At 65.6% G+C, this 26,796-nt stretch carries 26 protein-coding genes and 1 pseudogene; 15 read left to right on the forward strand and 12 right to left on the reverse strand.

Annotated elements, in window-relative coordinates; translation table 11 throughout:
- Positions 1–49: 49 nt before the first annotated feature.
- Positions 50–835 (reverse strand): endonuclease III, encoded by a 786-nt coding sequence (nth, locus tag ACVWW1_RS30265; protein ID WP_456658408.1) that lies wholly within the window; start codon positions 833–835, stop codon positions 50–52.
- A 22-nt stretch (positions 836–857) separates the two neighbouring features.
- Between nth and ACVWW1_RS30270 the strand changes: the two genes are divergently transcribed.
- Positions 858–1,418 carry a DUF2244 domain-containing protein gene (locus ACVWW1_RS30270; RefSeq protein ID WP_456658409.1) on the forward strand — a complete coding sequence of 187 codons (561 nt, stop codon included), beginning with the start codon at positions 858–860 and terminating at the stop codon, positions 1,416–1,418.
- A gap of 112 nt (positions 1,419–1,530) precedes the next feature.
- On the forward strand, positions 1,531–2,427 hold the full coding sequence (locus ACVWW1_RS30275) for a methylated-DNA--[protein]-cysteine S-methyltransferase (RefSeq protein WP_176534560.1): 897 nt from the start codon (positions 1,531–1,533) through the stop codon (positions 2,425–2,427).
- Positions 2,428–2,571: 144 nt separating this feature from the next.
- Here the strand turns inward: ACVWW1_RS30275 and ACVWW1_RS30280 are convergent, their stop codons facing one another.
- The 8 genes from ACVWW1_RS30280 to dnaK form a co-directional block, all read right to left on the reverse strand.
- Positions 2,572–3,195: a 2,3-bisphosphoglycerate-dependent phosphoglycerate mutase gene (locus tag ACVWW1_RS30280; protein ID WP_207834193.1), complete on the reverse strand. Its 624-nt coding sequence runs from the start codon at positions 3,193–3,195 to the stop codon at positions 2,572–2,574.
- Between the two features lie 47 nt (positions 3,196–3,242).
- A complete protein-coding gene (gene dapB, locus ACVWW1_RS30285) occupies positions 3,243–4,055 on the reverse strand; it encodes a 4-hydroxy-tetrahydrodipicolinate reductase (protein WP_456658410.1) in 813 nt (270 codons plus the stop codon).
- A 125-nt stretch (positions 4,056–4,180) separates the two neighbouring features.
- Positions 4,181–4,477 (reverse strand): DUF1330 domain-containing protein, encoded by a 297-nt coding sequence (locus ACVWW1_RS30290; RefSeq protein WP_057020363.1) that lies wholly within the window; start codon positions 4,475–4,477, stop codon positions 4,181–4,183.
- Positions 4,478–4,500: 23 nt separating this feature from the next.
- Positions 4,501–5,223 (reverse strand): orotidine-5'-phosphate decarboxylase, encoded by a 723-nt coding sequence (gene pyrF / locus ACVWW1_RS30295; protein WP_456658411.1) that lies wholly within the window; start codon positions 5,221–5,223, stop codon positions 4,501–4,503.
- Between the two features lie 6 nt (positions 5,224–5,229).
- Positions 5,230–5,808, reverse strand: coding sequence for an NADPH-dependent FMN reductase (locus ACVWW1_RS30300; RefSeq protein WP_456658412.1), 579 nt, complete (start codon positions 5,806–5,808; stop codon positions 5,230–5,232).
- A gap of 131 nt (positions 5,809–5,939) precedes the next feature.
- The gene (locus ACVWW1_RS30305) at positions 5,940–6,542 is read right to left on the reverse strand and encodes a class I SAM-dependent methyltransferase (RefSeq protein WP_092120946.1); all 603 of its coding nucleotides are present in this window, start codon (positions 6,540–6,542) and stop codon (positions 5,940–5,942) included.
- 100 nt (positions 6,543–6,642) lie between these two features.
- Positions 6,643–7,773, reverse strand: coding sequence for a molecular chaperone DnaJ (gene dnaJ / locus ACVWW1_RS30310; RefSeq protein ID WP_176534555.1), 1,131 nt, complete (start codon positions 7,771–7,773; stop codon positions 6,643–6,645).
- 170 nt (positions 7,774–7,943) lie between these two features.
- On the reverse strand, positions 7,944–9,845 hold the full coding sequence (dnaK, locus tag ACVWW1_RS30315) for a molecular chaperone DnaK (protein ID WP_097671378.1): 1,902 nt from the start codon (positions 9,843–9,845) through the stop codon (positions 7,944–7,946).
- A 575-nt stretch (positions 9,846–10,420) separates the two neighbouring features.
- Here dnaK and ACVWW1_RS30320 point away from each other — a divergent pair.
- From ACVWW1_RS30320 to ACVWW1_RS30330, 3 genes are all read left to right on the forward strand, one after another.
- Positions 10,421–11,359: a hypothetical protein gene (locus tag ACVWW1_RS30320; protein ID WP_456658413.1), complete on the forward strand. Its 939-nt coding sequence runs from the start codon at positions 10,421–10,423 to the stop codon at positions 11,357–11,359.
- A 96-nt stretch (positions 11,360–11,455) separates the two neighbouring features.
- Positions 11,456–12,166, forward strand: coding sequence for a bifunctional nicotinamidase/pyrazinamidase (gene pncA, locus ACVWW1_RS30325; RefSeq protein WP_456658414.1), 711 nt, complete (start codon positions 11,456–11,458; stop codon positions 12,164–12,166).
- 24 nt (positions 12,167–12,190) lie between these two features.
- Positions 12,191–12,358 carry a hypothetical protein gene (locus ACVWW1_RS30330; protein WP_456658415.1) on the forward strand — a complete coding sequence of 56 codons (168 nt, stop codon included), beginning with the start codon at positions 12,191–12,193 and terminating at the stop codon, positions 12,356–12,358.
- A gap of 61 nt (positions 12,359–12,419) precedes the next feature.
- Here the strand turns inward: ACVWW1_RS30330 and grpE are convergent, their stop codons facing one another.
- Together grpE and hrcA are read right to left on the reverse strand one after the other, a co-directional pair.
- Positions 12,420–13,025: a nucleotide exchange factor GrpE gene (grpE, locus tag ACVWW1_RS30335; RefSeq protein WP_456658416.1), complete on the reverse strand. Its 606-nt coding sequence runs from the start codon at positions 13,023–13,025 to the stop codon at positions 12,420–12,422.
- Between the two features lie 164 nt (positions 13,026–13,189).
- Positions 13,190–14,278 carry a heat-inducible transcriptional repressor HrcA gene (gene hrcA, locus ACVWW1_RS30340; RefSeq protein ID WP_456660709.1) on the reverse strand — a complete coding sequence of 363 codons (1,089 nt, stop codon included), beginning with the start codon at positions 14,276–14,278 and terminating at the stop codon, positions 13,190–13,192.
- A 172-nt stretch (positions 14,279–14,450) separates the two neighbouring features.
- Here hrcA and rph point away from each other — a divergent pair.
- The 3 genes and pseudogenes from rph to hemW all read left to right on the forward strand — a co-directional run bounded on the left by rph (position 14,451) and on the right by hemW (position 16,956).
- A pseudogene (rph, locus tag ACVWW1_RS30345) lies at positions 14,451–15,165 on the forward strand (ribonuclease PH).
- Between the two features lie 11 nt (positions 15,166–15,176).
- Entirely contained in the window at positions 15,177–15,812 is a 636-nt protein-coding gene (gene rdgB, locus ACVWW1_RS30350; protein WP_456658417.1) for an RdgB/HAM1 family non-canonical purine NTP pyrophosphatase, read from the forward strand.
- A complete protein-coding gene (gene hemW, locus ACVWW1_RS30355; RefSeq protein ID WP_456658418.1) occupies positions 15,799–16,956 on the forward strand; it encodes a radical SAM family heme chaperone HemW in 1,158 nt (385 codons plus the stop codon). Before rdgB ends, hemW begins: the two co-directional genes overlap by 14 nt.
- Before the next feature lie 197 nt (positions 16,957–17,153).
- Here hemW and ACVWW1_RS30360 read toward each other — a convergent pair whose 3' ends face one another.
- Positions 17,154–18,368, reverse strand: a complete 1,215-nt coding sequence (locus ACVWW1_RS30360; RefSeq protein ID WP_456658419.1) for a penicillin-binding protein activator — start codon at positions 18,366–18,368, stop codon at positions 17,154–17,156.
- A gap of 219 nt (positions 18,369–18,587) precedes the next feature.
- On the opposite strand from ACVWW1_RS30360, the gene rsmI reads away from it, so the two are divergent.
- The 7 genes from rsmI to ACVWW1_RS30395 all read left to right on the forward strand — a co-directional run bounded on the left by rsmI (position 18,588) and on the right by ACVWW1_RS30395 (position 26,740).
- The gene (gene rsmI, locus ACVWW1_RS30365; protein WP_456658420.1) at positions 18,588–19,547 is read left to right on the forward strand and encodes a 16S rRNA (cytidine(1402)-2'-O)-methyltransferase; all 960 of its coding nucleotides are present in this window, start codon (positions 18,588–18,590) and stop codon (positions 19,545–19,547) included.
- Entirely contained in the window at positions 19,534–19,917 is a 384-nt protein-coding gene (locus tag ACVWW1_RS30370; RefSeq protein ID WP_176534543.1) for a YraN family protein, read from the forward strand. Before rsmI ends, ACVWW1_RS30370 begins: the two co-directional genes overlap by 14 nt.
- Positions 19,918–19,947: 30 nt before the next feature.
- On the forward strand, positions 19,948–20,895 hold the full coding sequence (gshB, locus tag ACVWW1_RS30375) for a glutathione synthase (RefSeq protein ID WP_456658421.1): 948 nt from the start codon (positions 19,948–19,950) through the stop codon (positions 20,893–20,895).
- Positions 20,896–21,084: 189 nt separating this feature from the next.
- A complete protein-coding gene (locus ACVWW1_RS30380; protein ID WP_092120991.1) occupies positions 21,085–22,056 on the forward strand; it encodes an MBL fold metallo-hydrolase in 972 nt (323 codons plus the stop codon).
- A gap of 106 nt (positions 22,057–22,162) precedes the next feature.
- Positions 22,163–23,701, forward strand: coding sequence for a YifB family Mg chelatase-like AAA ATPase (locus ACVWW1_RS30385; RefSeq protein WP_456658422.1), 1,539 nt, complete (start codon positions 22,163–22,165; stop codon positions 23,699–23,701).
- A gap of 173 nt (positions 23,702–23,874) precedes the next feature.
- Positions 23,875–24,351: a hypothetical protein gene (locus ACVWW1_RS30390; RefSeq protein WP_456658423.1), complete on the forward strand. Its 477-nt coding sequence runs from the start codon at positions 23,875–23,877 to the stop codon at positions 24,349–24,351.
- A 103-nt stretch (positions 24,352–24,454) separates the two neighbouring features.
- Positions 24,455–26,740: an ATP-binding protein gene (locus ACVWW1_RS30395; RefSeq protein WP_456658424.1), complete on the forward strand. Its 2,286-nt coding sequence runs from the start codon at positions 24,455–24,457 to the stop codon at positions 26,738–26,740.
- Positions 26,741–26,796: the final 56 nt, after the last annotated feature.

Genomic DNA, 26,796 nt, shown 5'->3' on the forward strand with positions numbered 1-26,796 from the left:
CACACGCGCCGAACGCCGGGCGCGTCACTTAGCACATGACGATCATGGCTCAGATGGTCTTCTCCGGCCACCGGCAAAGATCATTGATCAGGCACACGTCGCAACGCGGACCGCGGGCGAGGCAAGTATAGCGGCCATGCAGGATCAGCCAGTGATGGGCGTGCAGCATGAACTCCGTCGGGATCACCTTTTCCAATCCCAGCTCGACATCGAGCGGCGTCTTGCCGGGCGCGAGACCGGTGCGATTGCCGACGCGAAACACATGGGTGTCGACCGCCATCGTATGTTCGCCGAATGCCATGTTGAGCACGACATTCGCAGTCTTGCGGCCGGCGCCGGGCAATGATTCGATTTCGGCGCGGGTGCGCGGCACCTCACCGCCGAATTCGGCGATCAGCTTCTCGGAGAGTGCGATGACGTTTCTGGCCTTGTTGCGATAGAGCCCGATGGTCTTGATGTACTCGCGTACTCTGTCTTCGCCGAGCTCAAGCATCTTCTGCGGCGTGTCGGCGATTTCAAACAGCGGCCGCGTCGCCTTGTTGACGCCGGCATCGGTTGCCTGCGCCGACAACACCACCGCAACCAGCAGCGTGTAGGGGTTGAGGTGCTCTAGCTCGCCCTTCGGCTCGGGATTGGCTTTGCGGAACCGGTCGAAGGCCTCGTAGACCTCCTCCGCCGTCCATGGCTTCGGCTTTGCAGCCTTCTTGACGGCCTTGGTCGCCGGCTTCTTTGCCGCGCCTTTGGGCAGCGGCTTTGCCGCCTTCGCGGCTTTCTTCTTCGGCGCGGACCGAACGCTTGAGGTGCTGGCGCGTTGAGAGCGGATGATTTTGGCCATGAACGGGATATACTGATACGTCATGACCGCAGGCAACGACTTTGATCCGGGCGAAGACCCCAGGGCCAATGACCTCGACGTCGATGCGCCCGAAGCGGAGCCGAAACTGTTCTCGGCGCTGCTGACGCCGCACCGCTCGCTGAATCGCACCGGCTTCATCGTACTGATGTCGTTCGTCACCGTGGTCAGCTTCATCGCCGGCGCGGTGTTCTGGTGGCTGGGCGCCTGGCCGATCTTCGGCTTCTTCGGCCTCGACGTGCTGGTGATCTACTGGGCGTTCAAGGTCAATTTCCGCACCGCCAAGGCGAGCGAAGAGATCACCGTCACGCCGTCGGAACTGCGGGTGCGCCGGATCAGTCACCGCGGCCATGTGGTCGAATGGGTGCTCAACCCGCTCTGGGTGCGGTTCGAGAAGATCTCGCATGAGGAGTTCGGCATCGAGCGCCTTTACCTGGTGTCCCGGGGCCGCCGGGTCAGCGTCGGCAGCTTCCTGAACCCGGACGAAAAGGCAAGTTTTTCCAAGGCATTGACTGCGGCCCTGAACACCGCGAAACGCGGCCCGACTTACAATCCCATCGCTTGATAGAGTTTGTTTTTGAGCATGATCTCGTCGGAAATCCGGTCCCCACTTTTCCAGATCGTGCTTGTCGGAAATCGGGTGGTTTGGACGCGCCATGGCCCCTAAATCAGACACCATGATGACACTCGCCATACACGACCAGCGCCTGGCCAAGCCGGGCCTTCAGAGCGCCGCGCTGCGCGACTATGACTCGGTGCGGCGCGCCATCGCGTTCATTTCGGAGCACTGGCGCGCGCAGCCGACCATCGAAGCGATGGCCGATGCCGCCGCCGTGACGCCGGATGAACTGCACCATCTGTTCCGCCGCTGGGCCGGGTTGACGCCGAAGGCCTTCATGCAGGCGTTGACCCTCGACCACGCCAAGAACCTGCTGCGCGATTCCGCCAGCGTGCTCGACGCCGCACTCGACTCAGGTCTCTCGGGACCGGGACGGCTGCACGATCTGTTCGTCACGCATGAGGCGATGTCTCCAGGCGAATGGAAGACCGGCGGCGGCGGCATGACGCTGCGCTTCGGCTTCCACCCCTCGCCGTTCGGCACCGCGATCGTGATCGCAACCGACCGCGGGCTCGCGGGGCTTGCCTTCGCCGACCCCGGAGACGAGCAGACCGCGTTTGCCGACATGAAGCGCCGCTGGCCGAACGCGACCTTTGTCGAGGACACCGACGGCACCACCGCACTGGCGCAGCGCGTGTTCGATACACGGTTGTGGCGGGCAGACCAGCCGCTGCGCGTCGTCTTGATCGGCACCGACTTCGAGGTGCGGGTGTGGGAAACGCTGCTCAAGGTCCCGATGGGCCGCGCCGTGAGCTATTCCGACATCGCCAACAAGATCAGCAGCCCGAAGGCCTCGCGCGCCGTGGGCGCCGCGGTCGGCCGCAATCCGGTGTCGTTCGTGGTGCCCTGCCATCGCGCACTCGGCAAGAGCGGTGCGCTGACCGGTTATCACTGGGGCATCACCCGTAAGCAGGCGATGCTGGGCTGGGAAGCCGGCCAGGTGGGATTGCACTAAAGCGAACGCGCTGCTGGACCGTCACCCTGAGGTGCTCGCGCAAGCGAGCCTCGAAGGGTCGACGGCCACCAGCGGGGCCGTGCATCCTTCGAGACGCGCTTCGCGCTCCTCAGGATGACGGGTCGACGATCCAAACCGATTTGCCTAGCCCGCCAAATCGACCTTGGAGGCAACGGTGGAGTCGGCGTTGAGCCGATAGACCACCGGCGCGCCGGTCGCGAGTTCGCGCTTGAGGATCTGCTCCGGCGAAAGCTTCTCCAGCACCATGATCAGCGCGCGCAGCGAATTGCCGTGGGCGGCGATCAGCGTGCGCTGGCCGCGCAGCACGCCGGGCAGGATCTCCTGCACGTAATAGGGCAGCGTGCGCGCCAGCGTATCCTTCAGGCTTTCGCCGCCGGGCGGCGGCACGTCGTAGGAGCGGCGCCAGACCAGGACCTGGTCCTCGCCCCACTTCTTGCGGGCGTCGTCCTTGTTGAGGCCCGAGAGATCGCCGTAGTCGCGCTCATTGAGCGCGAGATTCTTCGTCGTCGGCAATCCGGTCTGGCCGATCTCGGCGAGCATCAGCTTCAGCGTGTGCTGCGCGCGCGTCAGGTCCGACGTAAAGGCGACGTCGAACGACAGGCCCTGCGCCTTCAGCTTGCGTCCGGCGTCCTTGGCCTCGGCGATGCCCTGCTCGGTGAGATCGGGATCCTTCCACCCGGTGAACAGGTTCTTCAGATTCCATTCGCTCTGACCGTGACGAACGAGCACAAGAAGACGATCACTCATTTCAGATTCCGTTTTCGCTTGGCTGGATTTTATTTCGTCGCCCGATCTCAGTCGTTCAACCCGAGAACGTCGGTCATCGAATACATGCCGGGCTTCTTGCCGTGCGCCCACAGCGCCGCCTTCAGCGCGCCCTGCGCGAACAGCGCGCGGTCCTCGGCATGATGCGACAGCGTGATGCGCTCGGAGGGACCGGCAAAGATCACGCTGTGATCACCGGCCGCGGTGCCGCCGCGCAGCGATGCAAAGCCGATATCGCCGGCGCGCCGTGCGCCGGTCAGGCCGTCGCGGCCGCGCGCCGAATGCTGCTCCAGCGCGATCTTGCGTCCGGCAGCAGCGGCTTCGCCGAGCATCAAGGCGGTGCCCGACGGCGCATCGATCTTGGACTTGTGGTGCATCTCGAGAATTTCGATATCGAAGCTCTCGTCGAGCGACTGCGCGACGCGCTTGACCAGCGCGGCGAGCAGATTGACGCCGAGGCTCATATTGCCCGATTTCACGACGATGGCGCGGTTGGTCACACTCCGGATCACCGCGTCGTCGGATTGCGACAGGCCGGTGGTGCCGATGACGTGAACAAGGCCGCGCTCGGCCGCGATCGCGACATTGGCGATGGTCGCGGCCGGCACCGTGAAATCCAGCATGCCGTCGGCCGCCGCCGACATCGACCACAGGTCGGCCGACAGCTTGACGTCGTTGGCGGGAAGGCCGGCGAGCACGCCGGCGTCCTTGCCGAGCAGTTCCGAGCCCGGCGCTTCCAGCGCGCCGACCAGCACCGCCCCCGGGGTTTCGGAAATCACCCGCGTCAGCGTGCGGCCCATCCGGCCGCCGGCTCCCGCAACAATCAGACGCATGTCTGCCATGGCTCACCTCTCACCCGCCGTATAAAGCATGATCCGGCAAAGTGGAAACCGGTTTTCCGGCACCACAACATGCCTGAACGACGGCCATCGGAGCCTTGTTCCGAGCAGCCGAACCAGCGTCCGGGCTACGGGCTGTCGTGCCCCTCGATGATAATCAGGTCGGCGATCGAATGCGGCTGCCGCACCTTGATATTGGCCTGGTATTCCGGCGATTGGTAGCAAGCGAGCGCGGTCGCGTAATCGGGGAATTCGATCACGACGTTGCGCGAGCGGCTCTGACCCTCCACGCCGGTGAACTTGCCGCCGCGAACGATGAACTTGCCGCCGAATTTCTGGAAGATTGCGGGGTTGGCCGCCATATAGGGCTTGTAGCCCTCCTCATTGTGAACGTCGACGCGTCCAATCCAGTATCCCTTCGCCATCTCTGTTCTCCCTTGTTGTTGGCTCAGGCGAGTGCCTGGGCGATCTCGGCATGAATGGCTTCGGCCGCGGCTTTCGGATCGGCCGCTTCCATCACCGGACGTCCGACCACCAGATAGTCGGCGCCGGCGGCAATGGCGCGGGCCGGCGTCATGATGCGCTTCTGGTCGCCGGTCGCCGAACCCGCGGGGCGGATGCCCGGTGTCACCAGGTTCATCCGATCGCCCACGATCTTGCGCAGGGCGGCGGCTTCCTCGGGCGAGCTGACGAGGCCGTCGACACCGAGCGCCTGCGCCTGCCTGGCGCGCGCCTCGACGAGATCGGAGACGTTGAGGCGATAGCCCGCCGCGTGCAGGTCGCTGTCGTCGTAGGAGGTCAGCACCGTCACCGCGAGTATCTTCAGGCCGGAGCCGGTACATGCCTCGACCGCCGCCTTCATGGTCTGCGGGTAGGCATGCACGGTGAGAAAGGTCGCGCCGAGAGCGGCAACGCTTTCCACCCCGCGCGCCACCGTGTTGCCGATGTCGTGCAGCTTGAGATCGAGGAAGACCTTCTTGCCGCTGCCCGCAAGCTGCTTCGCCAGCGCGAGACCGCCGGCGTAACCGAGCTGATAGCCGATCTTGTAGAAGGTGACGCTGTCGCCGAGCCTGTCGATCATCGCCTCGGCGCTGGCGACCGACGGCAAATCGAGCGCCACGATCAACCGGTCTCTTGGAGCGATCCTTGGAGCGATCTTGGCTGGCTGCATGTCACCTCACATCATGCGTTGGGAATGGTCGATCAGCTGCCGCACCAGCGCCCGCATCGTGTCGATGTCGGCCTGATGCTTCAGACGATCCATGTCGTCATAGGCCTGCTCGGCGAATGACAGCGCGAGCTGGTTCGGGATCACGGCGGCATGGCACGCCGTCAGGATCAGGCGCAGCGCCGCCAGCGAGCGCGTGCCGCCGAGCCGGTTGCCGGATGCCGCAGCCAGCGCGAAAGCGCGGCCATGGAACACCTGGCCACGGGTCTCGTGCGGATCCTGCACGCGGCTCACCCAGTCGATCGTGTTCTTCACCAGCGCCGGCACCGAGGAATTGTATTCCGGCGTCACGATGAGCACACCATGATGGGCGCCGATCATCCGCTTCAGATTGACGGCATGCTGCGGCACGCCCGATTTGGCCTGCAAATCGCCGTCATAGATCGGCAGCGGAAAATCGCCGAGCGAGATACGGGTGACGTCGGCCCCTGATTGCGCGAGCTCCTGCGCCAGCACAGCGGCGAGCTTCGCGTTGAGCGAGCCTGATCGCAGCGATCCGGGGATCACAAGGATTTTCAGCGCGGACATTTCGAAATCGCGGTTAGGGCACGCGCCAGGCGCGATAACGCAGGGCGAGCATTTTCTTTGAAAATGCTCTTAGCTAATGTTCTGCGCGTATTCCATGCGCAAAACCGGTACCCGCTTTTGCGGAATACGCGTCAGCCCTTGCGATACACCCAGACCCGCGCGGGCGGAAGGTTCATCCAGATCCGCTCGGACGCCTCGGTGGACACGCCGGGCAGCGACTTCGGAATCGGGGGCGCCACCGAATAGGTGAACTGCACGAACGGCGCACCGGGCGCGAGGGCCAGGAAGGCGTCGCGGACCAGCTTCAGGCGGGTCAGCATCGGCTTGGTGACCAGCGGCAGGCCGGAGACCACGGCCGAGGCCGGAGACTTCATGACGTCCCACAACGTATCGCGAAGCCTGTAGGCGTCGCCCTGGACCACCTTGGCCTGCGGATAGCGTTCGCGCAGCAACGCACAGAAGCCGGGATTGTATTCAACCAGGACGAGACGCTTTTGATCGACGCCGTGCTCGATCAGCGCATTGGTGATCGCACCGGTGCCGGGTCCGAGCTCGACAACCGGTCCTTCGGCTTCGGGATCGACATATTGCGCCATGGTGCGTGCGAGCAACCGCCCGGACGGCATCACCGCGCCCATATGCAGCGGCTTCTCGATCCATGAACGGAGAAAACGAACCTCGTCGTCAAGACGGAGGGGCTTCTTCGACGCACGCACGGACGATTGCAGAGGCATGTCGCTACCAGGCGGGACCGCGCACAATCGAGCGGTTGTCAGAAAACAGTCATAAACACGTATAGATCGAAGTCGTTACGGTCAAGCATAACGACTGCGGCTAGACGGAGCGGCTTCCGAAGAAGTCCTTGACCTTAGAGAAGAAACCCGCTGCCTCCGGTTGCGTCGCGCCGGACGAGAGTTTTTCGAACTCCATCAGCAATTCTTGCTGCTTCTTGGTCAGATTCTGCGGCGTTTCAACCACAACCTGAACATACATGTCGCCGGTCTGGCGCGAGCGGAGCACCGGCATACCCTTTGATGCGATGCGGAATCGGCGGCTCGACTGGGTCCCGGCCGGCACCTTCACCTTGGTCTGGCCCTTGTCGATGGTCGGCACCTCGAACTCGCCGCCGAGGGCTGCGGTCACCATCGAGATCGGCACGCGGCAGTGCAGGTCGGCGCCGTCGCGCTGGAAGAACTGGTGCGTGGTCAGCGACAGGAAAATGTAGAGGTCGCCGGGCGGGCCGCCGCGGACACCGGCCTCGCCTTCGCCGGCGAGACGAATACGGGTGCCGTCCTCGACCCCCGGAGGAATGTTGACCGACAGCGTGCGCTCGCGCGTCACCCGGCCGGAACCGGCGCAGGAGGCGCAGGCGTCCTCGATCATCTGGCCGCGGCCCTGACAGCCGGGGCAGGTCCGCTCCAGCGTGAAGAAGCCCTGGGCCTGCCGGATACGGCCGGCGCCGCCGCAATGCGAGCAGGTCTTCGGCTTGGTGCCGGCCTTGGCGCCGGTGCCGGAGCAGGATTCGCAGGTCACCGAAACCGGGATCTCGATCTGCGCGGTCTTGCCCTGGAAGGCCTCCTCGAGCGTGATCTCCATGTTGTAGCGCAGGTCGGCACCGCGTTCGCGGCCGCCGCCTCCGCGGCGCTGCCCGGCCATGCCGAACAGGTCCTCGAAGATGTCGGAGAAGGAGGAGGCGAAGCCGGCGCCGAAGCCGGGACCGCCACCGCCCATGCCCTGCTCGAAAGCAGCATGGCCGAAGCGGTCATAGGCGGCGCGCTTGTCGCCGTCCTTCAGCACCTCATAGGCTTCGTTGATTTCCTTGAACCGGACCTCGCTGGTGGCGTCGCCCGGATTCTTGTCGGGATGCCATTTCATCGCGAGTTTGCGGAAAGCCGATTTCAGCTTGGTCTCGTCCGCGTTCCGCTCGACCTCGAGGGTCTCGTAATAGCAGCGCTTGGTGGACATCCTTCAATTCCGTCCGAAGTTCATCGCGATCGCCAAAGATTGCGCTGAGGATTGCGTCAAGGATTGCGCCTGTCTGGAAGATGCAGCGATCGCCTTAAAGAAAAATGACCCCCACTCCTCCGAGACGCGTCGCGTGCTCTTTGGTGTGAGGGCCATGATCGCAAGCCCGCTTAAGCAGACTTCTTGTTGTTCTTGTCGTCGTCGACCTCGGTGAACTCCGCGTCGACAACGTCATCCTTTGCAGCGTCCTTGGCCGCATCGGCCTCGGCCTGCTGCTTGTACATGGCCTCGCCGAGCTTCATCGAAGCCTGCGCCAGCGTGTTGGTCTTGGCCTTGATCGCCTCGGCGTCGTCGCCCTTCAGCGCTTCCTTGAGGTCGCTGACGGCATCTTCGATTGCGCGACGGTCCGTCTCCGGGATCTTCGAACCGTGCTCGGCCAAAGCCTTCTCGGTCGAATGAACCAGGCCATCGGCATGGTTCTTGGCGTCGACCGCTTCGCGGCGCTTCTTGTCCTCGGCCGCATTGGCCTCCGCGTCCTTGACCATCTTGTCGATGTCGGCCTCGGACAGACCGCCGGATGCCTGGATCCGGATCTGCTGTTCCTTGCCGGTCGCCTTGTCCTTGGCCGAGACGTTGACTATGCCGTTGGCGTCGATGTCGAAGGTCACCTCGATCTGCGGCATGCCGCGCGGAGCCGGCGGAATACCCATCAGATCGAACTGGCCGAGCATCTTGTTGTCGGCCGCCATTTCACGCTCGCCCTGGAAGACGCGGATGGTGACGGCGCCCTGATTGTCTTCGGCCGTCGAGAACACCTGGCTCTTCTTGGTCGGGATCGTGGTGTTGCGGTCGATGATGCGGGTGAACACGCCGCCCAGCGTCTCGATGCCCAGCGACAGCGGGGTCACGTCGAGCAGCAGCACGTCCTTGACGTCGCCCTGCAGCACGCCGGCCTGGATCGCAGCGCCGATCGCGACGACTTCGTCGGGATTGACGCCCTTGTGCGGCTCCTTGCCGAAGAACTGCTTCACCACTTCCTGGATCTTCGGCATGCGGGTCATGCCGCCGACCAGCACCACTTCGCCGATCTCGCCGGCGGTCAGGCCGGCATCCTTCAGCGCCTTGCGGCACGGCTCGATGGTCTTCTCGACGAGGTCGGCCACCAACGCCTCGAACTTGGCGCGGGTCAGCTTCATCGTCAGATGCTTCGGACCGGTCTGGTCGGCCGTGATGAACGGCAGGTTGATTTCGGTCTGCGTGGTCGACGACAGCTCGATCTTGGCCTTCTCAGCGGCTTCCTTCAGGCGCTGCAAAGCGAGCTTGTCGTTGCGCAGGTTGATGCCCTGCTCCTTCTGGAACTCGTCGGCGAGATAGCCGACCAGGCGCATGTCGAAGTCTTCACCACCGAGGAAGGTGTCGCCGTTGGTCGACTTCACTTCGAACACGCCGTCGCCGATCTCGAGGATCGAGACGTCGAAGGTGCCGCCGCCGAGGTCGTACACGGCGATCGTGCCGGCCTTCGTCTTGTCGAGACCGTAAGCGAGCGCGGCAGCCGTCGGCTCGTTGATGATGCGCAGCACTTCGAGGCCGGCGATCTTGCCGGCATCCTTGGTGGCCTGACGCTGCGCGTCGTTGAAATAGGCAGGAACCGTGATGACGGCCTGATCGACCTTCTGGCCGAGATGCGCCTCAGCGGTCTCCTTCATCTTCTGCAGAATGAAGGCCGAGACCTGCGAGGGCGAATAGGTCTTGCCGTCGGCTTCGACCCATGCATCGCCGTTCGATGCTTTGACGATCTTGTAGGGAACGAGCTTCTTGTCCTTCTCGACCATCGGGTCGTCATAGCGGCGGCCGATGAGGCGCTTCACCGCAAAGAACGTACGCTCGGGATTGGTCACCGCCTGGCGTTTCGCCGGCTGTCCGACAAGGCGCTCGCCATCGTCGGTGAAAGCAACGATCGACGGCGTCGTTCGCATGCCCTCGGCATTCTCGATCACCTTGGCGTTCTTGCCATCCATCACGGCGACGCACGAATTCGTGGTGCCGAGGTCGATCCCAATGACCTTACCCATGGTTTTGATATCCTCTTTGCTACGGCAGGTTGGTTGGGCCCTGACGGCGCTCCGTACCGAACCCCCAGACGTTCACATACTCGCGATATTGCGACGGTGAGCCTGATATAGGAGAGAGGGTCCTGCCCGCAAGGACTGGACGCAACGTTGAGGCCTGAAAAGACTGACGTTTGAAAGATTGTGTCAGCCCGGCCGCGGCACCGGTTCAAGCCGCAGACCAAGTTAACAAATCGGCAAGAATGCCGCCCGCTGTCGACCGCGACGTCAGCGGCGCGCCGTCAGCGCTGTTGAGTGAACGCTCACAAACGTCGTATGCGAGAGCGGCGCACGGGTCGAGGGCGCGCTGTTTGGCCGCTGGCGGCCGCAGGCGGTCGTTCCTGGAAACCTCGGGAAACTGAAAAGTGCCTGCCAATCAAGGCGAAAAGCCCATGGAATCGAACCGGCTGGCCTGGAGCGGAGATTTGGCGGCCTGTTGCAGGGCCATCAAAACCGCTAAAAGCGGTCCGACTGAAGAGGCCATCCAGCCCTGCACCGGCCCCGTTGCGCGGCCACCAAGCAAAACCGGTAGATCCCCCATGACGCCTTTTCGAGTTCTCGTTGCGGTTGCCTTGCTGATTGCTGCCACCTGTCATGGCTTTGCCGCCGACGTGGTATTTCCGCCGGGCGCGCATGTCGGGATGAAGCCGCTGGTAGGCCTCGTCCGCGCCAAATCCTTCATCGGCTTCGAGACCGAGGACCAGGGCGTCAAGGTCCTGATCGCCGACCTGCCCGCGGACGCCTACAACGAGGTCGTGACTGCCTTCAAGGCCAACCCGGCCGGTACCGGAAACATCAAGCCCGAGAGCCTCGAGACGCCGGCCGGCCTCGCCTACTACACCGTGGAGAGCGCCCGCGACGGCGCCAGCAATGTGCGGCGCTATTCTATGATCCTGCCGGGGCCGACCTTCTCCGGCTATGTCGCGGTGCAGGTGCCGGAGAACGCGAGCAAGATCTACACCGACGACGCCGTCCGGCAGATGTTCGCCTCCGCCGAAATCCGCAAGGAGGTGCCGGTCGACGAACAGCTCGCCATGATGCCATTCAAGGTCACCGAGCTCAGCGGTTTCAAGAACATCCGCATGCTCGCGCCGGGTGCGGCGCTGCTGATGGCCGACGGCGACGACAAGGCCCTTGAGGCCAAGCCCTTCATGCTGCTCGGCGTCATTGCTTCGGCGCCGCCGGCCACGCCCGATGATCGCGGCCGCTTTGCCCAGCAGATCGCCACCACGATCCCCGGCGTGCGCGATGGGCGGATCACCATGTCCGAACCGATCCGGATCGACGGCCAGCCCGGCTTCGAGACACGGATCGACGCCGTCAGCGGCAAGGACAACACCCCGGTGACCATCGTGCAGTGGCTGCGATTCGGCGCGCAGACATCGCTGCGGGTCATCGGCAGCTCGCCGCGCACCGATTGGGAGACCGCCTTCCCGCGCTTCCGCACGGTCCGCGACGGCATCCAGCCGCGCGGCTGATCGGCCCCACGTAAGGCGGGTTGGAAAAATCCCACTTTCGCCGTTCGCCGAACGGAACTAGCCTCCTCGCGCGGTATCAAAGCGAGGAGGGGCGCGATGTTGGATCGACGACAGATAGTTGCAGGCCTCGGCACGTTGGCGCTTGCGACCCTGGTTCCCAGGAATCTCTGGGCGGCTGCGATCAAGCCCGACGATGGCTCCGCGCTGCTCGTGATCGACGTCCAGAACTGCTTCCTGCCCGGCGGCAGCCTCGCGGTGAAGGACGGCGAGCAGGTCGTGCCTGTCATCAACAAGATCGCCAAGAGCTTTGCCAATGTGGTGATGACGCAGGACTGGCACACGCCGGGACACGTCTCGTTTGCCTCGGTCCATGCCGGCAAGAAGCCGTTCGAGACCATCGACCTCGCCTACGGCAAGCAGGTGTTGTGGCCGGACCACTGCGTGCAGGGCACCGACGGCGCCTCGCTGTCGAAGGAGCTCGCGATCCCGCAGGCCGAGCTGATCATCCGCAAGGGTTTTCACAAGGACGTCGACAGCTACTCCGCCTTCACCGAAGCCGACGGCAAGACCACCACCGGGCTTGCCGCCTATCTGAAGGCGCGCAATGTCGAGCGGGTTTTCGTGGCCGGGCTCGCCACCGATTTCTGCGTGGCGTGGACCGCGCTCGATGCGCGCAAGGCCGGCTTCGAGACCTATGTCGTGGAGGATGCCTGCCGCGGCATCGACACCCAGGGATCGCTGGCCAAGGCCTGGACCGACATGGACAAGGCCGGCGTCAAGCGGATCCAGTCATCCGATATCGGGTAAGTCGCCGCCTCGCGCGAGATTCGCATGGCCGAGTTGCGCCGCCCGTCGCGTTTGAATTCGTGCAGCGCGCACCGTCGCTGCGAACGGCGGGGGCTGATTGCCGCGATGACCGGCCATCGCAAGACCACGGCTGGCCGGCTCGCGCAGCCGCAGACTCCGGAGCTTCGGCACCTATTGGCCGAAGGCTCATGAGAAGCCGCTGCCGTGACACGACAGCAGCAAGCTCACAGCTTCAGGCCCGGCGTCGAAGCAATCAGACCGTGATGTCGGCGCTCGGAGCGGCCTTGGCGCCGCCCTTGGAGACGCCGACCAGCGCCGGACGCAGGATGCGGTCGCCGATCATGTAGCCGGCCTGCACGACCTGCACCACCGTGCCCGACGGCACCGACGGATCGGGTACCTCGAACATCGCCTGCTGGAAGTTCGGATCGAACTTCTCGCCGATCGGATCGAACTTCTTGACGCCGTTCTTCTCCAGCGCGTTGAGCAGCGAACGCTCGGTCAGCTCGACGCCTTCGATCAGCGCCTTCAGGCCGGGATCGGCGGCTTCCTTGGTCTCGGCCGGCACCGCGTCGAGCGCGCGCTGCAGATTGTCGGCGATATCGAGCACGTCGCGGGCGAAGCCGGTGATGCCGTAGGTCTTGGCGTCGGCAACCTCGCGGCGGGTGCGCTGACGGAGGTTCTCCATCTCGGCCAGCGTGCGCAGCGTGCGGTCCTTCGCCTCGGCGAGTTCCTTGGCCAGCGCCTCGGCCGATCCCACCTCGGGATCGTCGGGCATGATGTAGGGCTTCGAAACCACGGGCTCACCCGTCGGCGCCGAATTCTCGGTGTTGTCATTGGCCCGGTTCGGATCGGTCATGGCTTGCCTTCTCGAAAACTCGCGTCGGTTCAAATCTTGGGGATTGCTGCCCGGGATATCGTGCTTTGGGCGGCGAAAATCAAGCGTAACATACCCCCTTCGGGCACCGGGCTCTCCGGCCAGGGTGAACGAAAGCCGTCAAATGCAAGCCAAATCCGCCCCGATCAGCCACCCAGCATCTTGCTGACGATGCGCGCAGCATAGTCGACCGTCGGGATTACGCGTGCATAGTTCAGCCGGGTCGGCCCGATCACACCGAGCACGCCGACGATCCGGCCCTGGGCGTCGCCGTAGGGCGCGATGATGGTGGAGGAACCCGACAGCGAGAACAGCTTGTTCTCCGAGCCGATGAAGATCCGCACGCCCTCGCCGCGCTCGGCACGGCCGAGCAGATCGATCACGCCGCGCTTGGTCTCGAGATCGTCGAACAGCGACTTGATGCGCTCGAGATCGTCGAGTGCATGCAGATCCTCGAGCAGATTGGCGTGACCGCGCACGATCAGCTGGCGGTCCTCGTTCGCGCCGCCGGACCAGCTCGCGATGCCAGCCGCGACGACCTTTTGCGTGAGCTGATCAAGCTCGGCGCGGTTTTGCGTCAATGCCGTCTCGAGCTCGAGCCGCGCTTCGGCCAGCGTCCGGCCGCGGATCCGCGCATTGAGGAAATTGGTCGCTTCGGTCAGGGCCGAGGACGGCACGCCCGGCGGCAGCGCCAGCACCCGGTTTTCGACCTGGCCGTCTTCGCCGACCAGCACGACCAGCGCCTTCTCCGGCTCCAGCCGCACGAATTCAATGTGCTTCAGCCGCGCATTCGACTTCTGCGTCAGCACCACAGCCGCGGCACGGGTCAGCCCCGATAGCCGCGTCAGCGCTTCGCCCAGCGCCGCCTCGACCGATTGCGCACGGCCGACCGCGGCCAGCTGGGTCTGGATCGATTGCCGCTCGGCCTCGGTGAGGTCGCCGACCTGCATCAGGGCGTCGACGAAGAAACGCAGGCCGAGTTCGGTCGGCAGCCGACCCGCGGAGGTGTGCGGCGCATAGATCAGGCCGAGCTGCTCGAGGTCCGACATCACATTGCGGACCGAGGCCGGCGACAGCGGTAATGCGATCAGCCGCGAGATATTGCGCGAGCCGACCGGCTCGCCGGTCGCGAGATAGCTTTCGACGATTTGACGAAAAATGTCGCGCGAACGCTCATTGAGCTGGGCGAGCCCGGCATGCGGTGCGATCAGGCCTATCGGATCGTGGTGCGTCACACTCCAGTCCTTCACAATTGCTGCCTAATCTGTCGCTCCCGGAGCCCGGTGACAAGCATGCATTCGCCTCCCGGGCACCGAACCATACCGGGGCCGAAAACCCTTGCCGCTGCCCGTTCCCCCTCCTACAAGCACGCCCAACCCACTTTCTCGGAATTCTGGAGGATTTCCAATGCGGCCAAGCCGCCGTGCGCCCGATGAACTGCGTCCCGTGTCGCTGGAACGCGGCGTCGTCAAATATGCCGAGGGTTCCTGCATGGTGAAGTTCGGCGACACCACATGTGCTGGTGACCGCCACGCTGGAAGAGCGGTTGCCGCCGTGGCTGAAGGGCCAGGGCCGCGGCTGGGTTACCGCCGAATACGGCATGCTGCCGCGCGCCACCCTGGAACGCACCCGCCGCGAGGCCTCCGCCGGCAAGCAGGGCGGTCGCACGGTCGAGATCCAGCGGCTGATCGGCCGCTCGCTGCGCGCGGCCGTCGACCTCGAGGCGCTCGGCGAGCGCCAGATCACGGTCGATTGCGACGTTATCCAGGCCGATGGCGGCACCCGCACCGCCTCGATCACCGGTGCCTGGGTGGCGCTGGCCGACTGCATCAACTGGATGAAGACCCGCAACATGCTGAAGAGCAACGTGTTGCGCGACAACGTGGCGGCGATCTCCTGCGGCATCTACCAGGGCACGCCGGTGCTCGATCTCGACTATGCCGAGGACTCCGAGGCGGACACCGACGCCAATTTCGTCATGACCGGCGACGGCCGCATCATCGAGGTGCAGGGCACCGCCGAGAAGACACCGTTCTCGGAAGGTGAATTCCTGGCGCTGATGGCACTGGCGCGCAAAGGTGTCGCGCGTCTGGTCGACTTGCAAAAGATCGCGGTGGCGTAGTCAGATTGGCCATGCATCGCCGAATCACCGGAAGGCTCGTCATCGCCACCCATAATCCCGGCAAGCTTGCCGAGATGCGGGAACTGCTGGCGCCGCACGGCGTGGAGGCGGTGTCAGCCGGCGAGCTCGGGCTCGCCGAGCCGGAGGAGACCGGCGACAGCTTTCGCACCAACGCGGCAATCAAGGCCATCGCGGCCGCGAAGGCCTCCCGACTGCCGGCCTTCGCCGACGATTCCGGCCTCGTGGTCGACGCGCTCGACGGCGCGCCTGGGATCTACTCGGCGCGCTGGGCCGGCGAGGGCAAGGACTTCATGGCGGCGATGACGCGGATCGAGCGCTTGCTGCAGGAGCGCGGCGCCATTGCGCCGGACCAGCGCAGGGCGCACTTCGTCTCCGCGCTGTGCGTGGCCTGGCCCGACGATCACCTCGAAGAGGTCGAGGCCCGCGCCGATGGAACCCTGGTCTGGCCGCCGCGCGGCACCGCCGGATTCGGCTATGATCCGGCTTTCCTGCCCGACGGTTACACGCGGACCTTTGGCGAGATGAGCAGCATCGAGAAGCACGGCCTGCCGCCGCTCGGGCTCGGCCTGTCGCATCGCGCCCGCGCCTTCGTGAAGCTCGCGGAGATCTGCCTTGAGCCACGCTGAACGAGAAGCTTTCGGCGTCTACGTGCACTGGCCGTTCTGCCTGTCGAAATGCCCGTATTGCGATTTCAACAGCCACGTCCGGCACGCACCGGTCGACGAGGCGCGCTTCGTGCGCGCGTTCGCCCGCGAGATCGAGACCACGGCCGCGCGGGTGCCGGGACGCGAGGTCACCTCGATCTTCCTCGGCGGCGGCACGCCCTCGCTGATGCAGCCGCAGACCGTCGGCGCCGTGCTCGATGCGATCGGCAAGCACTGGCAGGTCTCGCGCGACGTCGAGGTGACGCTCGAGGCCAATCCGACCAGCGTCGAGGCGACGCGCTTTCGCGGCTATCGCGCGGCCGGCGTCAACCGCGTCTCGCTCGGCGTGCAGGCACTGGACGATGCCTCGCTGAAGGCATTGGGCCGCCTGCATACCGCGCGCGAGGCGCTCGACGCGGTCGCTATCGCGCGAAGCGCATTCGACCGTTACTCGTTCGATCTGATTTATGCGCGGCCCGACCAGACGCCGCAGATGTGGGCCGATGAATTGAAGCAGGCGATCTCTGAAGCGGCCGAGCATCTGTCGCTCTATCAGCTCACGATCGAGGAAGGCACGCCGTTCTTCGGGCTGCATGCCGCCGGCAAATTGCAGACCCCGGACGAAGCGACCGCGCGCGCGCTCTACGACGTGACGCAGGAGGTCTGCGCCCGCGAGGGATTGCCGGCCTACGAGATCTCCAACCACGCCCGCACCGGCGCCGAGTGCAAGCACAACCTGGTCTATTGGCGCGGCGAGCAATATGCCGGCATCGGCCCCGGCGCGCATGGAAGGCTCGACATCGACGGCGTCAGGCACGCGACCGCGACCGAGCGGCGCCCCGAGGCCTGGCTGTTGAACGTCGAGGAGCGCGGTCATGGCGTCGTCACCGATGACAGCCTCAACAGCGAAGAACGCGCCGACGAATTCCTCTTGATGGGGCTGCGGCTCGCCGAGGGCATCGATCCCCAGCGCTATGCGAAGCTCTCCGGCCGAAAGCTCGATCCGCACCGGATCGCGATGCTGCGCGAGGAAGGCGCAATCGCCGTCGATGCCGACGGAAGGCTGCGCGTGACGAAGTCGGGATTTCCGGTGCTCGACGCTGTCGTCGCGGATCTCGCAGCCTAGAGCCTATCCCGTTCGGATTGAAGCGGAACGGGGCTATAGATTCTTGTTTTGACGCGTTTTCTTCACGCGAACCGGTATCCCCACTTCGCTCGAAAACGCTCTCTAGGTGCACGCTGCCAAAATATCGAAAACAACCCCATGCAAAGTAGCCGGCGGGTTCCGGCGCTCGACAAGGCAGCTTGACCGCCTGACGAAAATTAAGCGCCAAAGCTCTTCGGCGAGCCGGCGACCGGCGTGCCGCCGCCGGACGCCACCTTCATGACGGCAAGGCCGCGTTCATTGGTGCCGTCGGAGCGGAAACGGAACAGACCGTCGATCCCGGCAAAGCCGGATGGATTGGTCAGCGTCTCCGGTGCAAAACGCTGCGCACCCTGGGTACGCGCCAGCGCCGCCATCAGCGCGACGGCGTCATAGGCAAGCGTTGCGGTGCGCACCGGCTCGCCGCCGTATTTGGCGCGATAACGGCCGGCGAAGCTGCGGAAACCGGACGGATCGGGCGCGGCGTAGAGGCCGCCCTGCAGGACGGGGCTCGCGAACACCCGCGGATTGTCCCACAGCCCGGTGCCGAGCAGTTGGATGTTGCGCAGATTGGCCCCCGCTGCGGTGAGTGCGTCGGCGGTCGCGACCACCGAATCGCCGTCGTCGGCGAGCAGCAGCGCATCGGCCTGGCCCAGCGCCTGGGCAACGGTCCGCGCCGGCGTTGCGCGATCGGCGCCGTATTTCTCGAATGCGACGACGCGGCCGTTCTTGCGGCCGACCGCCTGCTTGAATGCGGCCTCGACCACGTTGCCATAGGCGTTGTCCGGCACCATCGCGGCAAACGAGCGCTTTCCGATCCCGGCGGAGTAGTCGACAATCCGATTGATGTCGGACTCCGGCAGGAAACTCAGCAGATAGACGCCGCGCCCGGCGACGCTCGAATCGGTGGAGAATGCGATCACCGACGTTCCGCGCGGCCGCGTCAGCTGCGCGGTGGCGGGCACGGAGCCCGCGAACAGCGGCCCCAGAATGATCTCGGCGCCCTCGGACAGGGCCTGCTGGGTGCCCTGCGCCGCGCCCTGCGGGCTGCCGCCATCGTCCTTGATCAGGAGCTGAATGTTCGGATTCTGAAATTCCGCGAGCGCCATTTCGGCGGCGTTCCGCATCGATTGCGCGGCGAGCCCGGCATTGCCGGAGGCCGACAGCGGCAGGATCAGCCCGATCTTGACCTGCCCGGTGCCGACCGCCTGCGGCTGTTGCGGCGGGCCGGCCGGACCGGCTTCCTGGTTGCCGCCGAACGGACTGGAAAACTGGCTCAAGCTCTGCTGGACGCCGGAACAGGCGCTCAGCAACGGCGCGCCCACGAGCAGACCAAGCGCGGTTCGCCGGGTCGTGCCCGACGGCGGGGACGTGCGGTGATGCGGACCTGCCATCGTCTCTCTTCTCTTGACCGACCAGGATCGGCCAGGACTCCATCCAGCTCTGATGAGGCGGGTGGATTCAGGCATATTGTCGGCGATTAGTTAACTAAAACAAAAGGATTATGGCCTCGCGGCGCCGTTGCCGCGGCTCCCGTTTCCCTCAGCAACCACCTACCGTCATCGCGGTTTCCGGATGTGGCGCAAGTGCTGCCATCCCTCTAGATTGGCATTATGCGCGCAAAAGCCAGTTCCCTCCACCATTCCGATGCCACGACAGGCACTGCGGCCAGGACCTTTTCGATTGGCGGCCAGCAGCTGGCGGCGCCAAAGGCCGCGCCCGGGCTCCATCTGGTGGCGACCCCGATCGGCAATCTCGCCGACATCACCCTGCGCGCGCTGGAGACGCTGGCGGGCGTCGACGTCATCGCCTGCGAGGACACCAGGGTTACGCGCCGGCTGACCGAACGTTACGCAATCACCGCCGAGCTGGCGCTCTATCACGAGCACAACGCGGCCCAGGCCCGGCCCAAGATCCTCGAGCGATTGGCGCAGGGCGCCTCGATCGCACTGGTCTCGGACGCCGGCACGCCGCTGATCTCCGATCCCGGCTTCAAGCTGGTGCGCGACGTCTGCGCCGCCGGGCATGCCGTCGTCGCGGTACCGGGGCCGTCGTCGGTGCTATCAGCGCTGTCGGTTGCGGCGCTGCCGACCGATCGGTTCTTCTTCGAGGGATTTTTGCCGGCGAAGGAGCACGCGCGCCGCGCGCGGCTTACCGAGCTCGCCCGGATCGATGCGACGCTCGTGATGTTCGAATCGGGCAATCGGGTGCAGGACACGCTGCGCGATCTCGCCGCGATCATGGCCATGGCTGGGCGCGATGCGGCGATCTGTCGCGAGCTGACCAAACTGCACGAGGAGGTCAAGCGCGCGCCGGTCGCCGAGCTTGCGGCAAGCGCGGAGACGCTGGAGACGCGCGGCGAGTTCGTGCTCGTGATTGGACCGCCGGCCGATGATGCCGGGGTGATGGGCCAGGATGCGCTCGACGATCTCCTGCGCGCGCAGCTTGGCCGCGGCAGCGTCAAGGATGCGGTGGCCCACGCGGTCGAGCTGTCGGGCCGGCCGCGCCGCGAAGTTTACGCCCGCGCCCTCGAGCTCGCGAGGACCATCGGGGACGGCGATGGCGAAGACTGACAGCGCCTCGCCCGAACGCGTCGCCGCGTTCCGCACCGGCATCTCGGCCGAGAGCCGCGCCGCGGCCCTTCTGATCGCCAAGGGCTATCGCATCCTGGCAAGGCGCTTCCGCACCCCTTATGGCGAGATCGACCTGGTGGCGCGGCGGCGCAATCTCGTCGCCTTCGTCGAGGTCAAGGCCCGTGCCAGCCTCGACGACGCCGCCTATGCGGTGACGCCGCGCCAGCAGCAGCGCATCGTCAACGCCGCCCAGGCCTGGCTGATGGCGCATCCCGAACATGCCGAATTTGATCTCAGATTCGACGCCGTGCTGATTGCGCCGAAGAGCCTGCCGCGCCATCTGTTAGCGGCATTCGACGCAAGCCCTTAAAGTCACCCTCAGACCTCGCGGGACACACTTATGAATTTGAAGATCGCCGTCCAGATGGATCCCATCGCGCGCATCAACATCCGCGGCGATTCGACCTTTGCGCTGCTGCTCGAGGCGCAGAAGCGCGGCCACGGCGTTTCCTATTACACGCCCGACAAGCTGTCGCTGCGCGGCGAGGAGCTGGTGGCGCCGGTGCAGCCTCTCACCGTGCGCGACGAGGTCGGCGATCACTTCACGCTCGGCGAGCCGAAGCGGGAGCCGCTCAACGGCTTCGACGTCGTGCTGCTGCGGCAGGACCCGCCGTTCGATCTCGCCTACATCACCTCGACGCACTTTTTGGAGCGCATCCATCCGAAGACCCTGGTCGTCAACGATCCGGCCAGCGTGCGCAACGCGCCGGAAAAGGTGTTCGTGATGAATTTCCCGCAGCTGATGCCGCCGACCCTGATCTCGCGCGACCTCGACGAGATCAACGCCTTCCGCGACCAGCACGGCGCCGTCGTCATGAAACCGTTGCACGGCCATGGCGGCGCCGCGGTCTTCCGCGTGATGCCGCAGGACATGAACTTCGGGTCGCTGTTCGACATGTTCTCGGTCACCTTCAGGGAGCCCTGGGTGATCCAGCGCTTCCTCCCCGAGGTGAAGCATGGCGACAAGCGCATCATCCTGGTCGACGGCGAATTCGCCGGCGCCGTCAACCGCGTGCCGGCGGCGGACGATCTGCGCTCCAACATGGTGCGCGGCGGTGCCGCCAAGGCGACCGAGCTCTCCGATCGCGAGCGCGAAATCTGCGCCACGCTCGGACCGGCGCTGCGCGAACGCGGCCTGCTGTTCGTCGGCATCGACGTGATCGACGGCAATCTGACCGAGATCAACGTCACTTCGCCGACCGGCATCCGCGCAATTCAGCGGCTCAATGGCCCGGATGTCGCAGCCATGATCTGGGATACCATCGAGAAGAAGCGCGCCGCGAAATAATCCTCCTCCCTTGTGCGCTGCACATGCAGGTTGAGCTCTGACCAGAGTTCGACCGCGCACCCGTTCGCCTTATTCTTCTTGCCAGCTTGCGCGGGCGAAGGCAGCATCCTCTTGCCTGCGTCAGGTCAAGCGGCGGGCCAACGCGGGCGACAACACGAAAATCTCATAAAAACTGTGGAGGAAGACGTTATGACGCTCAATGTCTCACGACGATCCTTGCTCGCGCTCGGTGCCGGTCTCGGCGCCAGCACACTACTCGGCGGCACTGCGCAGGCGCGCGCGCCGAAGCTCGGCACGCAGACACCCTATTGGCACCGCTTCGTTCTCGGCGATGCCGAAGTGACCGTCGTCTCCGACGGCCCGCTTCCGCTCGGCGATCCCTCCGGCACCTTCACCGGCGTGCCGAAGGAAGAAGTGAAGAAGATGCTCTCCGACAATTTCCTCTCGCCCGACAATGTCGTGCTCGAGCAGAACTCGCCGATCGTCAACATGGGCGACAGGCTGATCCTGTTCGATACCGGCATGGGCACCTCGAAGGCCTTCGGTCCGACCACCGGCCGGCAGCAGAAGAGCATGCAGGAAGCCGGCATCAAGCCGGAGGACATCGACGCCGTCGTGCTGTCGCACGCGCACATCGATCATATCGGCGGCATCGTCGGCGCCGACGACAAGCCGCTGTTCCCGAACGCGCAGTACTACATCGCGCAAAGCGATCTCGATTTCTGGACCGACGAAGGCAAGATGGGCAGTCCGTTGAAGGACTTTGTGGTGCACGCCCGCAAGAACCTGCTGCCGGTGCGCGACCGCATCGTGTTCTTCAAGGACGGCCAGGAATTCCTGCCCGGCGTGCAGGCGATCGCGGCGCCCGGCCACACCGTGGGCCACACCATCTTCCTGGTGAGCTCGGGCGGCAAGTCCTTTGCCTTCCTCGGCGACCTCTCGCATCACGCGGTGCTGCTGCTGGAGCGGCCGCGGATGGAGTTCTCCTACGACACCGATCCGAAGCAGGCGGCGAACTCACGGGTCAAGCTGCTCGAGATGCTGGCCGCCAACAAGACGCCGGTGATGTCCTATCACTTCGCCTGGCCTGGCTACGGCCACGTCGCCAAGGCCGGCGAGGGCTTCCACTACTATCCGGAACCGATGCAGATGACGCTATAACGGCGGCGCATCCGGGGGCGGCGCCCGTCGCCCTCAGATGTTCCCTTAATGTTCTTGCGCTGGACAATCCGCTCCGCTACCTTGGGTGGCGGAAGATAGGGGCAGCATGGTCCAGCGGGTTTCCACCGTAGCATTCGAGGGAATCGAGGCCCGTGCGGTCGACGTGCAGGTTCAGGTCGCGCCGGGATTGCCGGCGTTTGCGATCGTCGGCCTGCCCGACAAGGCGGTGTCGGAGGCGCGCGAGCGGGTGCGCTCGGCGCTGATCGCCTCCGGCCTCGCGCTTCCCGCCCGCCGCATCACCGTCAACCTCGCGCCGGCCGACCTGCCCAAGGAGGGCAGCCATTACGACCTGCCGATTGCGCTCGGCCTGATGGCGGCGATCGGGGCGATCCCGCCGGATGCGCTGAGCGGCTTCACCGTGCTCGGCGAGCTTGGGCTCGACGGCTCGATCGCGCCGGTGGCAGGCGTGCTGCCCGCGGCGATCGGCGCCAATTCGCGCGACGAGGGATTGATCTGTCCGGCCGCCTGCGGCTCGGAGGCCGCCTGGGCGAGCCCGGACATCCAGATCATCGCAGCCCACTCGCTGATCCAGATCGCCAATCACTTCAAGGGCACGCAGGTGCTGTCGCGACCGCAGCCGAAGGTGCATGAGCGCGAGGAAACGCTGCTCGACCTGCGCGACATCAAGGGCCAGGAGAGCGCGAAACGCGCGCTCGAGATCGCGGCTGCGGGCGGACATCATTTGCTCATGATGGGCTCGCCCGGCGCCGGCAAATCGATGCTGGCGGCGCGGCTGCCCTCGATCCTGCCGCCGCTGTCGCCGTCGGAGCTGCTCGAAGTCTCGATGATCGCCTCCGTCGCCGGCGAGATCCGCGACGGCGCCCTGACCGCGCGGCGCCCGTTCCGCAGTCCGCATCATTCCGCCAGCATGGCGGCGCTGACCGGCGGCGGCATGCGCGCCAAGCCGGGCGAAATCTCGCTCGCGCATCAGGGCGTGCTGTTCCTCGACGAATTGCCGGAGTTCGATCCGCGGGTGCTGGATTCGCTGCGCCAGCCGCTGGAGAACGGCGAGGTTTCGGTGAGCCGGGCCAACCATCGCGTCACCTATCCGGCGCGCTTCATGCTGATCGCGGCGATGAACCCGTGCCGCTGCGGCCACGCCTATGAGCCCGGCTATTCCTGCAAGCGCGGCCGGCTCGACCGCTGCACCGCAGACTACCAGATGCGGATCTCCGGGCCGCTGATGGATCGCATCGACCTGCGGATCGAGGTGCCGGCCGTCACCGCGGCGGATCTGATCCTGCCGCCGCCGGCGGAGGGCTCGGCCGAAGTCGCCGCACGCGTCGCGGCCGCGCGCGACATCCAGCTCGCGCGCTACGCGGCGGCGGGCATGTCGCATGTTCGCACCAACGCGGAAGCGCCAAGCGCGCTGCTCGAGACCATCGCGCAGCCGGATGCACATGGCCAGAAGCTGCTCCGCGAGGCGGCCGAGAACATGCATCTCACCGCGCGCGGCTATCACCGCGTGCTGCGGGTGGCGCGCACGCTCGCCGATCTCGACGGCGCCGAGACGATCGGCCGGCTGCACCTCGCCGAAGCGCTGTCCTATCGTGCATTGGCCGACGATCTGCGCCGCGCGGCGTGACTCGAACCGCAGCACTGTCCCGATTCATGCCGGAATCATCCGCGTCAACGCGACGGTAACCACTCTCATTTACTCTGCGCAAACCATAAGCACCGCGATCCGCGGCAAGCTTGGGTCGAGCGAGTTGTGTCATGTTGCGTATGAAGGTTTTGGCCTCGGTGGTTCCCCTTGCCGTGGCCGCGGTGTTTGCCCGCGCTGAAATCCTGCCGGGCCCCCGGCCCTGCATCGAGGTCGGCGGCGCCACGATGCAGATCGCATCGGTCCCCTGGCAGGCGCAGCTTCACGTCAGCTTCACCGACGACCCCGGCCTTGCCACCGTCCGGGTCCGGATCGCCGACAGCGCCGAGGCCGCCGACTTCACGGTGATCGACGACATCGACGAGGCCGAGGCCGGCGCCTGCGAAGGCAACGCCGCGCCGCAGCTGATCGGGATTTCCAGCGCGCCGACCGCAACCGGCCCGATCATCTATCTTTCCCATGACGGGCCGTTCGATTACCGCGTCTACGTGCAGTCGAAGACGTTCTCGGCGCGCGATGCCGCGGCCCTGATCGTCAGCGCCCGCGGCGGACACCGCCGCCTCGAAGCGGCATCGCTGGCGTCGCACGCACGCTTCCGCGACCAGACAATGGCGGAGTTAACCCCCCGCTAACCCTGTTCCGAGGGCGGCGCGAAACGGCCACCAACCTCAAGCACTTTTCAAGGTGGACGACGCATCGTCATCACCAGATCGGGCACTCTCAGGACCACCATTGATGGGGCGTTTCTTCCGGATCAAGTTGCGCCTTCGCCGCTTCCTGCGACGCCATTCCTGGGTCGCGACGATCGTCCGTTCCTTCACGATCTTCTCCGTCGCATTCGGCGGCGCCTTCGGGTTCATTTCCGGCGCCCTCTCGCAACACAGCGGCTACGATCCCAATACATTCGCGATCGGCGTCAGCTTCCTGTTCGCGCTGGCCTGTCTCTGGATCGTAACGCTCGGCATCCGGCTGCGGCTGATGCGCAGAAGGTTGCGCACCATCGTCATGCACAATGAGGCGATGGCCGACCGCAACTGGGAACTGCAGGAGGCCGAACAGCGCGCCTCCGCCTTGTTCGAGGCGCAGGACGATTTGATCGTGCTGCGCGACCCCGACGGCCTCATCACCTACGCCAACGACGCCTATTGCGCGCTGGCCCAAATCCCCCGCGGCGAATTGATCGGCAGTACCGCTACCCTCAAGGTGCTCGAGCAGGGCGACACCGCGCTCGAATCCAACGGCACGCGGGTCTACGACCAGAAGATCGAGGGACCGCTCGGGGCGCGCTGGATCGCCTGGCGCGAGGGCCTCGTGCGCAACGATGCCGGCGCGCCGGCCGAGATGCAGAGCGTCGGCCGGGACGTCACCGACCGCACCGAAAGCGAGCGCGCGCTGGCCGAAGCCCGCGATCAGGCCGACGCCGCCAACCGCGCCAAGTCGCGCTTCCTTGCGATGGCAAGCCACGAGATCCGCACCCCGCTGAACGGCATCATCGGCATGAGCGGACTGCTGATGGACACCCAGCTGACGCCGGAGCAGACGACCTACGTCAAGGCGGTCAAGACCTCCGGCGACGCGCTGCTCGCGCTGATCGAGGAGCTGCTCGACTATTCCAAGATCGAGGCCGGCAAGATCGATCTCGAACACCGCGCCTTCGCGCTGTCCGGCTTGATCGAGGACACCACCGAATTGCTGGCGCCGCGCGCGCAGGCCAAGGGCATCGAGATCGCCGCCTATGTCGACGAGCGGTTGCCGATGCAGGTGACCGGCGACGCCGCACGGCTGCGTCAGGTGCTGCTCAATCTCGCCGGCAACGCCATCAAGTTCACCGCGACCGGCGGCGTCGCGCTGATCGTCGAGCCCGGCATCTGGCCGAACGAGATCAGCTTCCTGGTTCGCGATACCGGCATCGGCATCGCACCGGACGCGCAGCAGCGCATCTTCCGGGAGTTCGAGCAGGCCGACGACCGCATCGCGCGCAGCTATGGCGGCACCGGCCTCGGCCTCTCGATCAGCGACCGCATCGTCAAGCGAATGGGTGGCCGGATCTCGCTTGCAAGCGCGCCGGGCGCGGGCTCGACCTTCGAGGTCTCGATCCCGCTCGCCGCCGCCGACACCGGCGAGGCCAATGGCTTCACAGCGCCCGACCTCGCCGGCCAATCCATCATGCTGGTCGCACCGCACAGCATCGAGGCTTCGCTGATCTCGCGGCGGCTGCAGCGCTGGGGCGCGCAGACCTGCATCGTGTCGGATGCCAATGTCGCCGAGGCATTGCTGCCGGAGCGGAGCTGGCACACCATCCTGATCGATCACACGCTCGACCCGCAGGCGATCGAGGCGTTCGCCAACGCTGCTCGCATCCACGCAACCCATCGCATCGTGATGGTTACGCCGGCGACGCGGCACGACCTCTCGGCCTCCGATGCAACCGTGTTCACGGGCTATCTGGTCAAGCCGCTGCGTGCGTCGTCGCTCGCCGCACGCCTGACCGCGTCACCCGAAATCGCCGCGCCAAGCCTTGCAATGCCAGGACTTGCAATGCCAAGCCTTGCAATCGAGACGGTCGCCGAGTCCACGCCGACTGCGCCGGCGGCCGCGCCACCGGGGCTCTCGATCCTGGTTGCGGAAGACAATGAGATCAACGCGCTCCTGATGCGCTCGCTGCTCGCCCGGCTCGGCCACACCGTGGTCATCACCACCAATGGCGAGCAGGCCATGGAATCCTGGCTCTCGGCGAGGTCGGCCGGCACGCCCTACGATCTCGTGCTGATGGACATCCAGATGCCGCGCCTCAACGGCATCGAGACCACCAAGCAGATCCGCGCCCACGAGTCCGGCGGGCTGGCCGGCCAGTCCGGACGCCGGACGCCGATCCTGGCGCTGACCGCCAACACGCTGGTGGAGGATCGCTACGCCTGTTTCGAAGCCGGCATGGATGGTTTTCTGATCAAGCCGCTCGACCGCGAGAAGCTGGAAGAAGCGCTGGCGACCCTTGCCGCCGCGCGGCATATCGCGGCGTAGCAGGCAAAACCTCTCCGGTGTCGTCCCTGCTTTCGCAGGGGCGACGGCTGTGATTT

It is taken from the genome of Bradyrhizobium sp. JR3.5 (assembly GCF_054057015.1).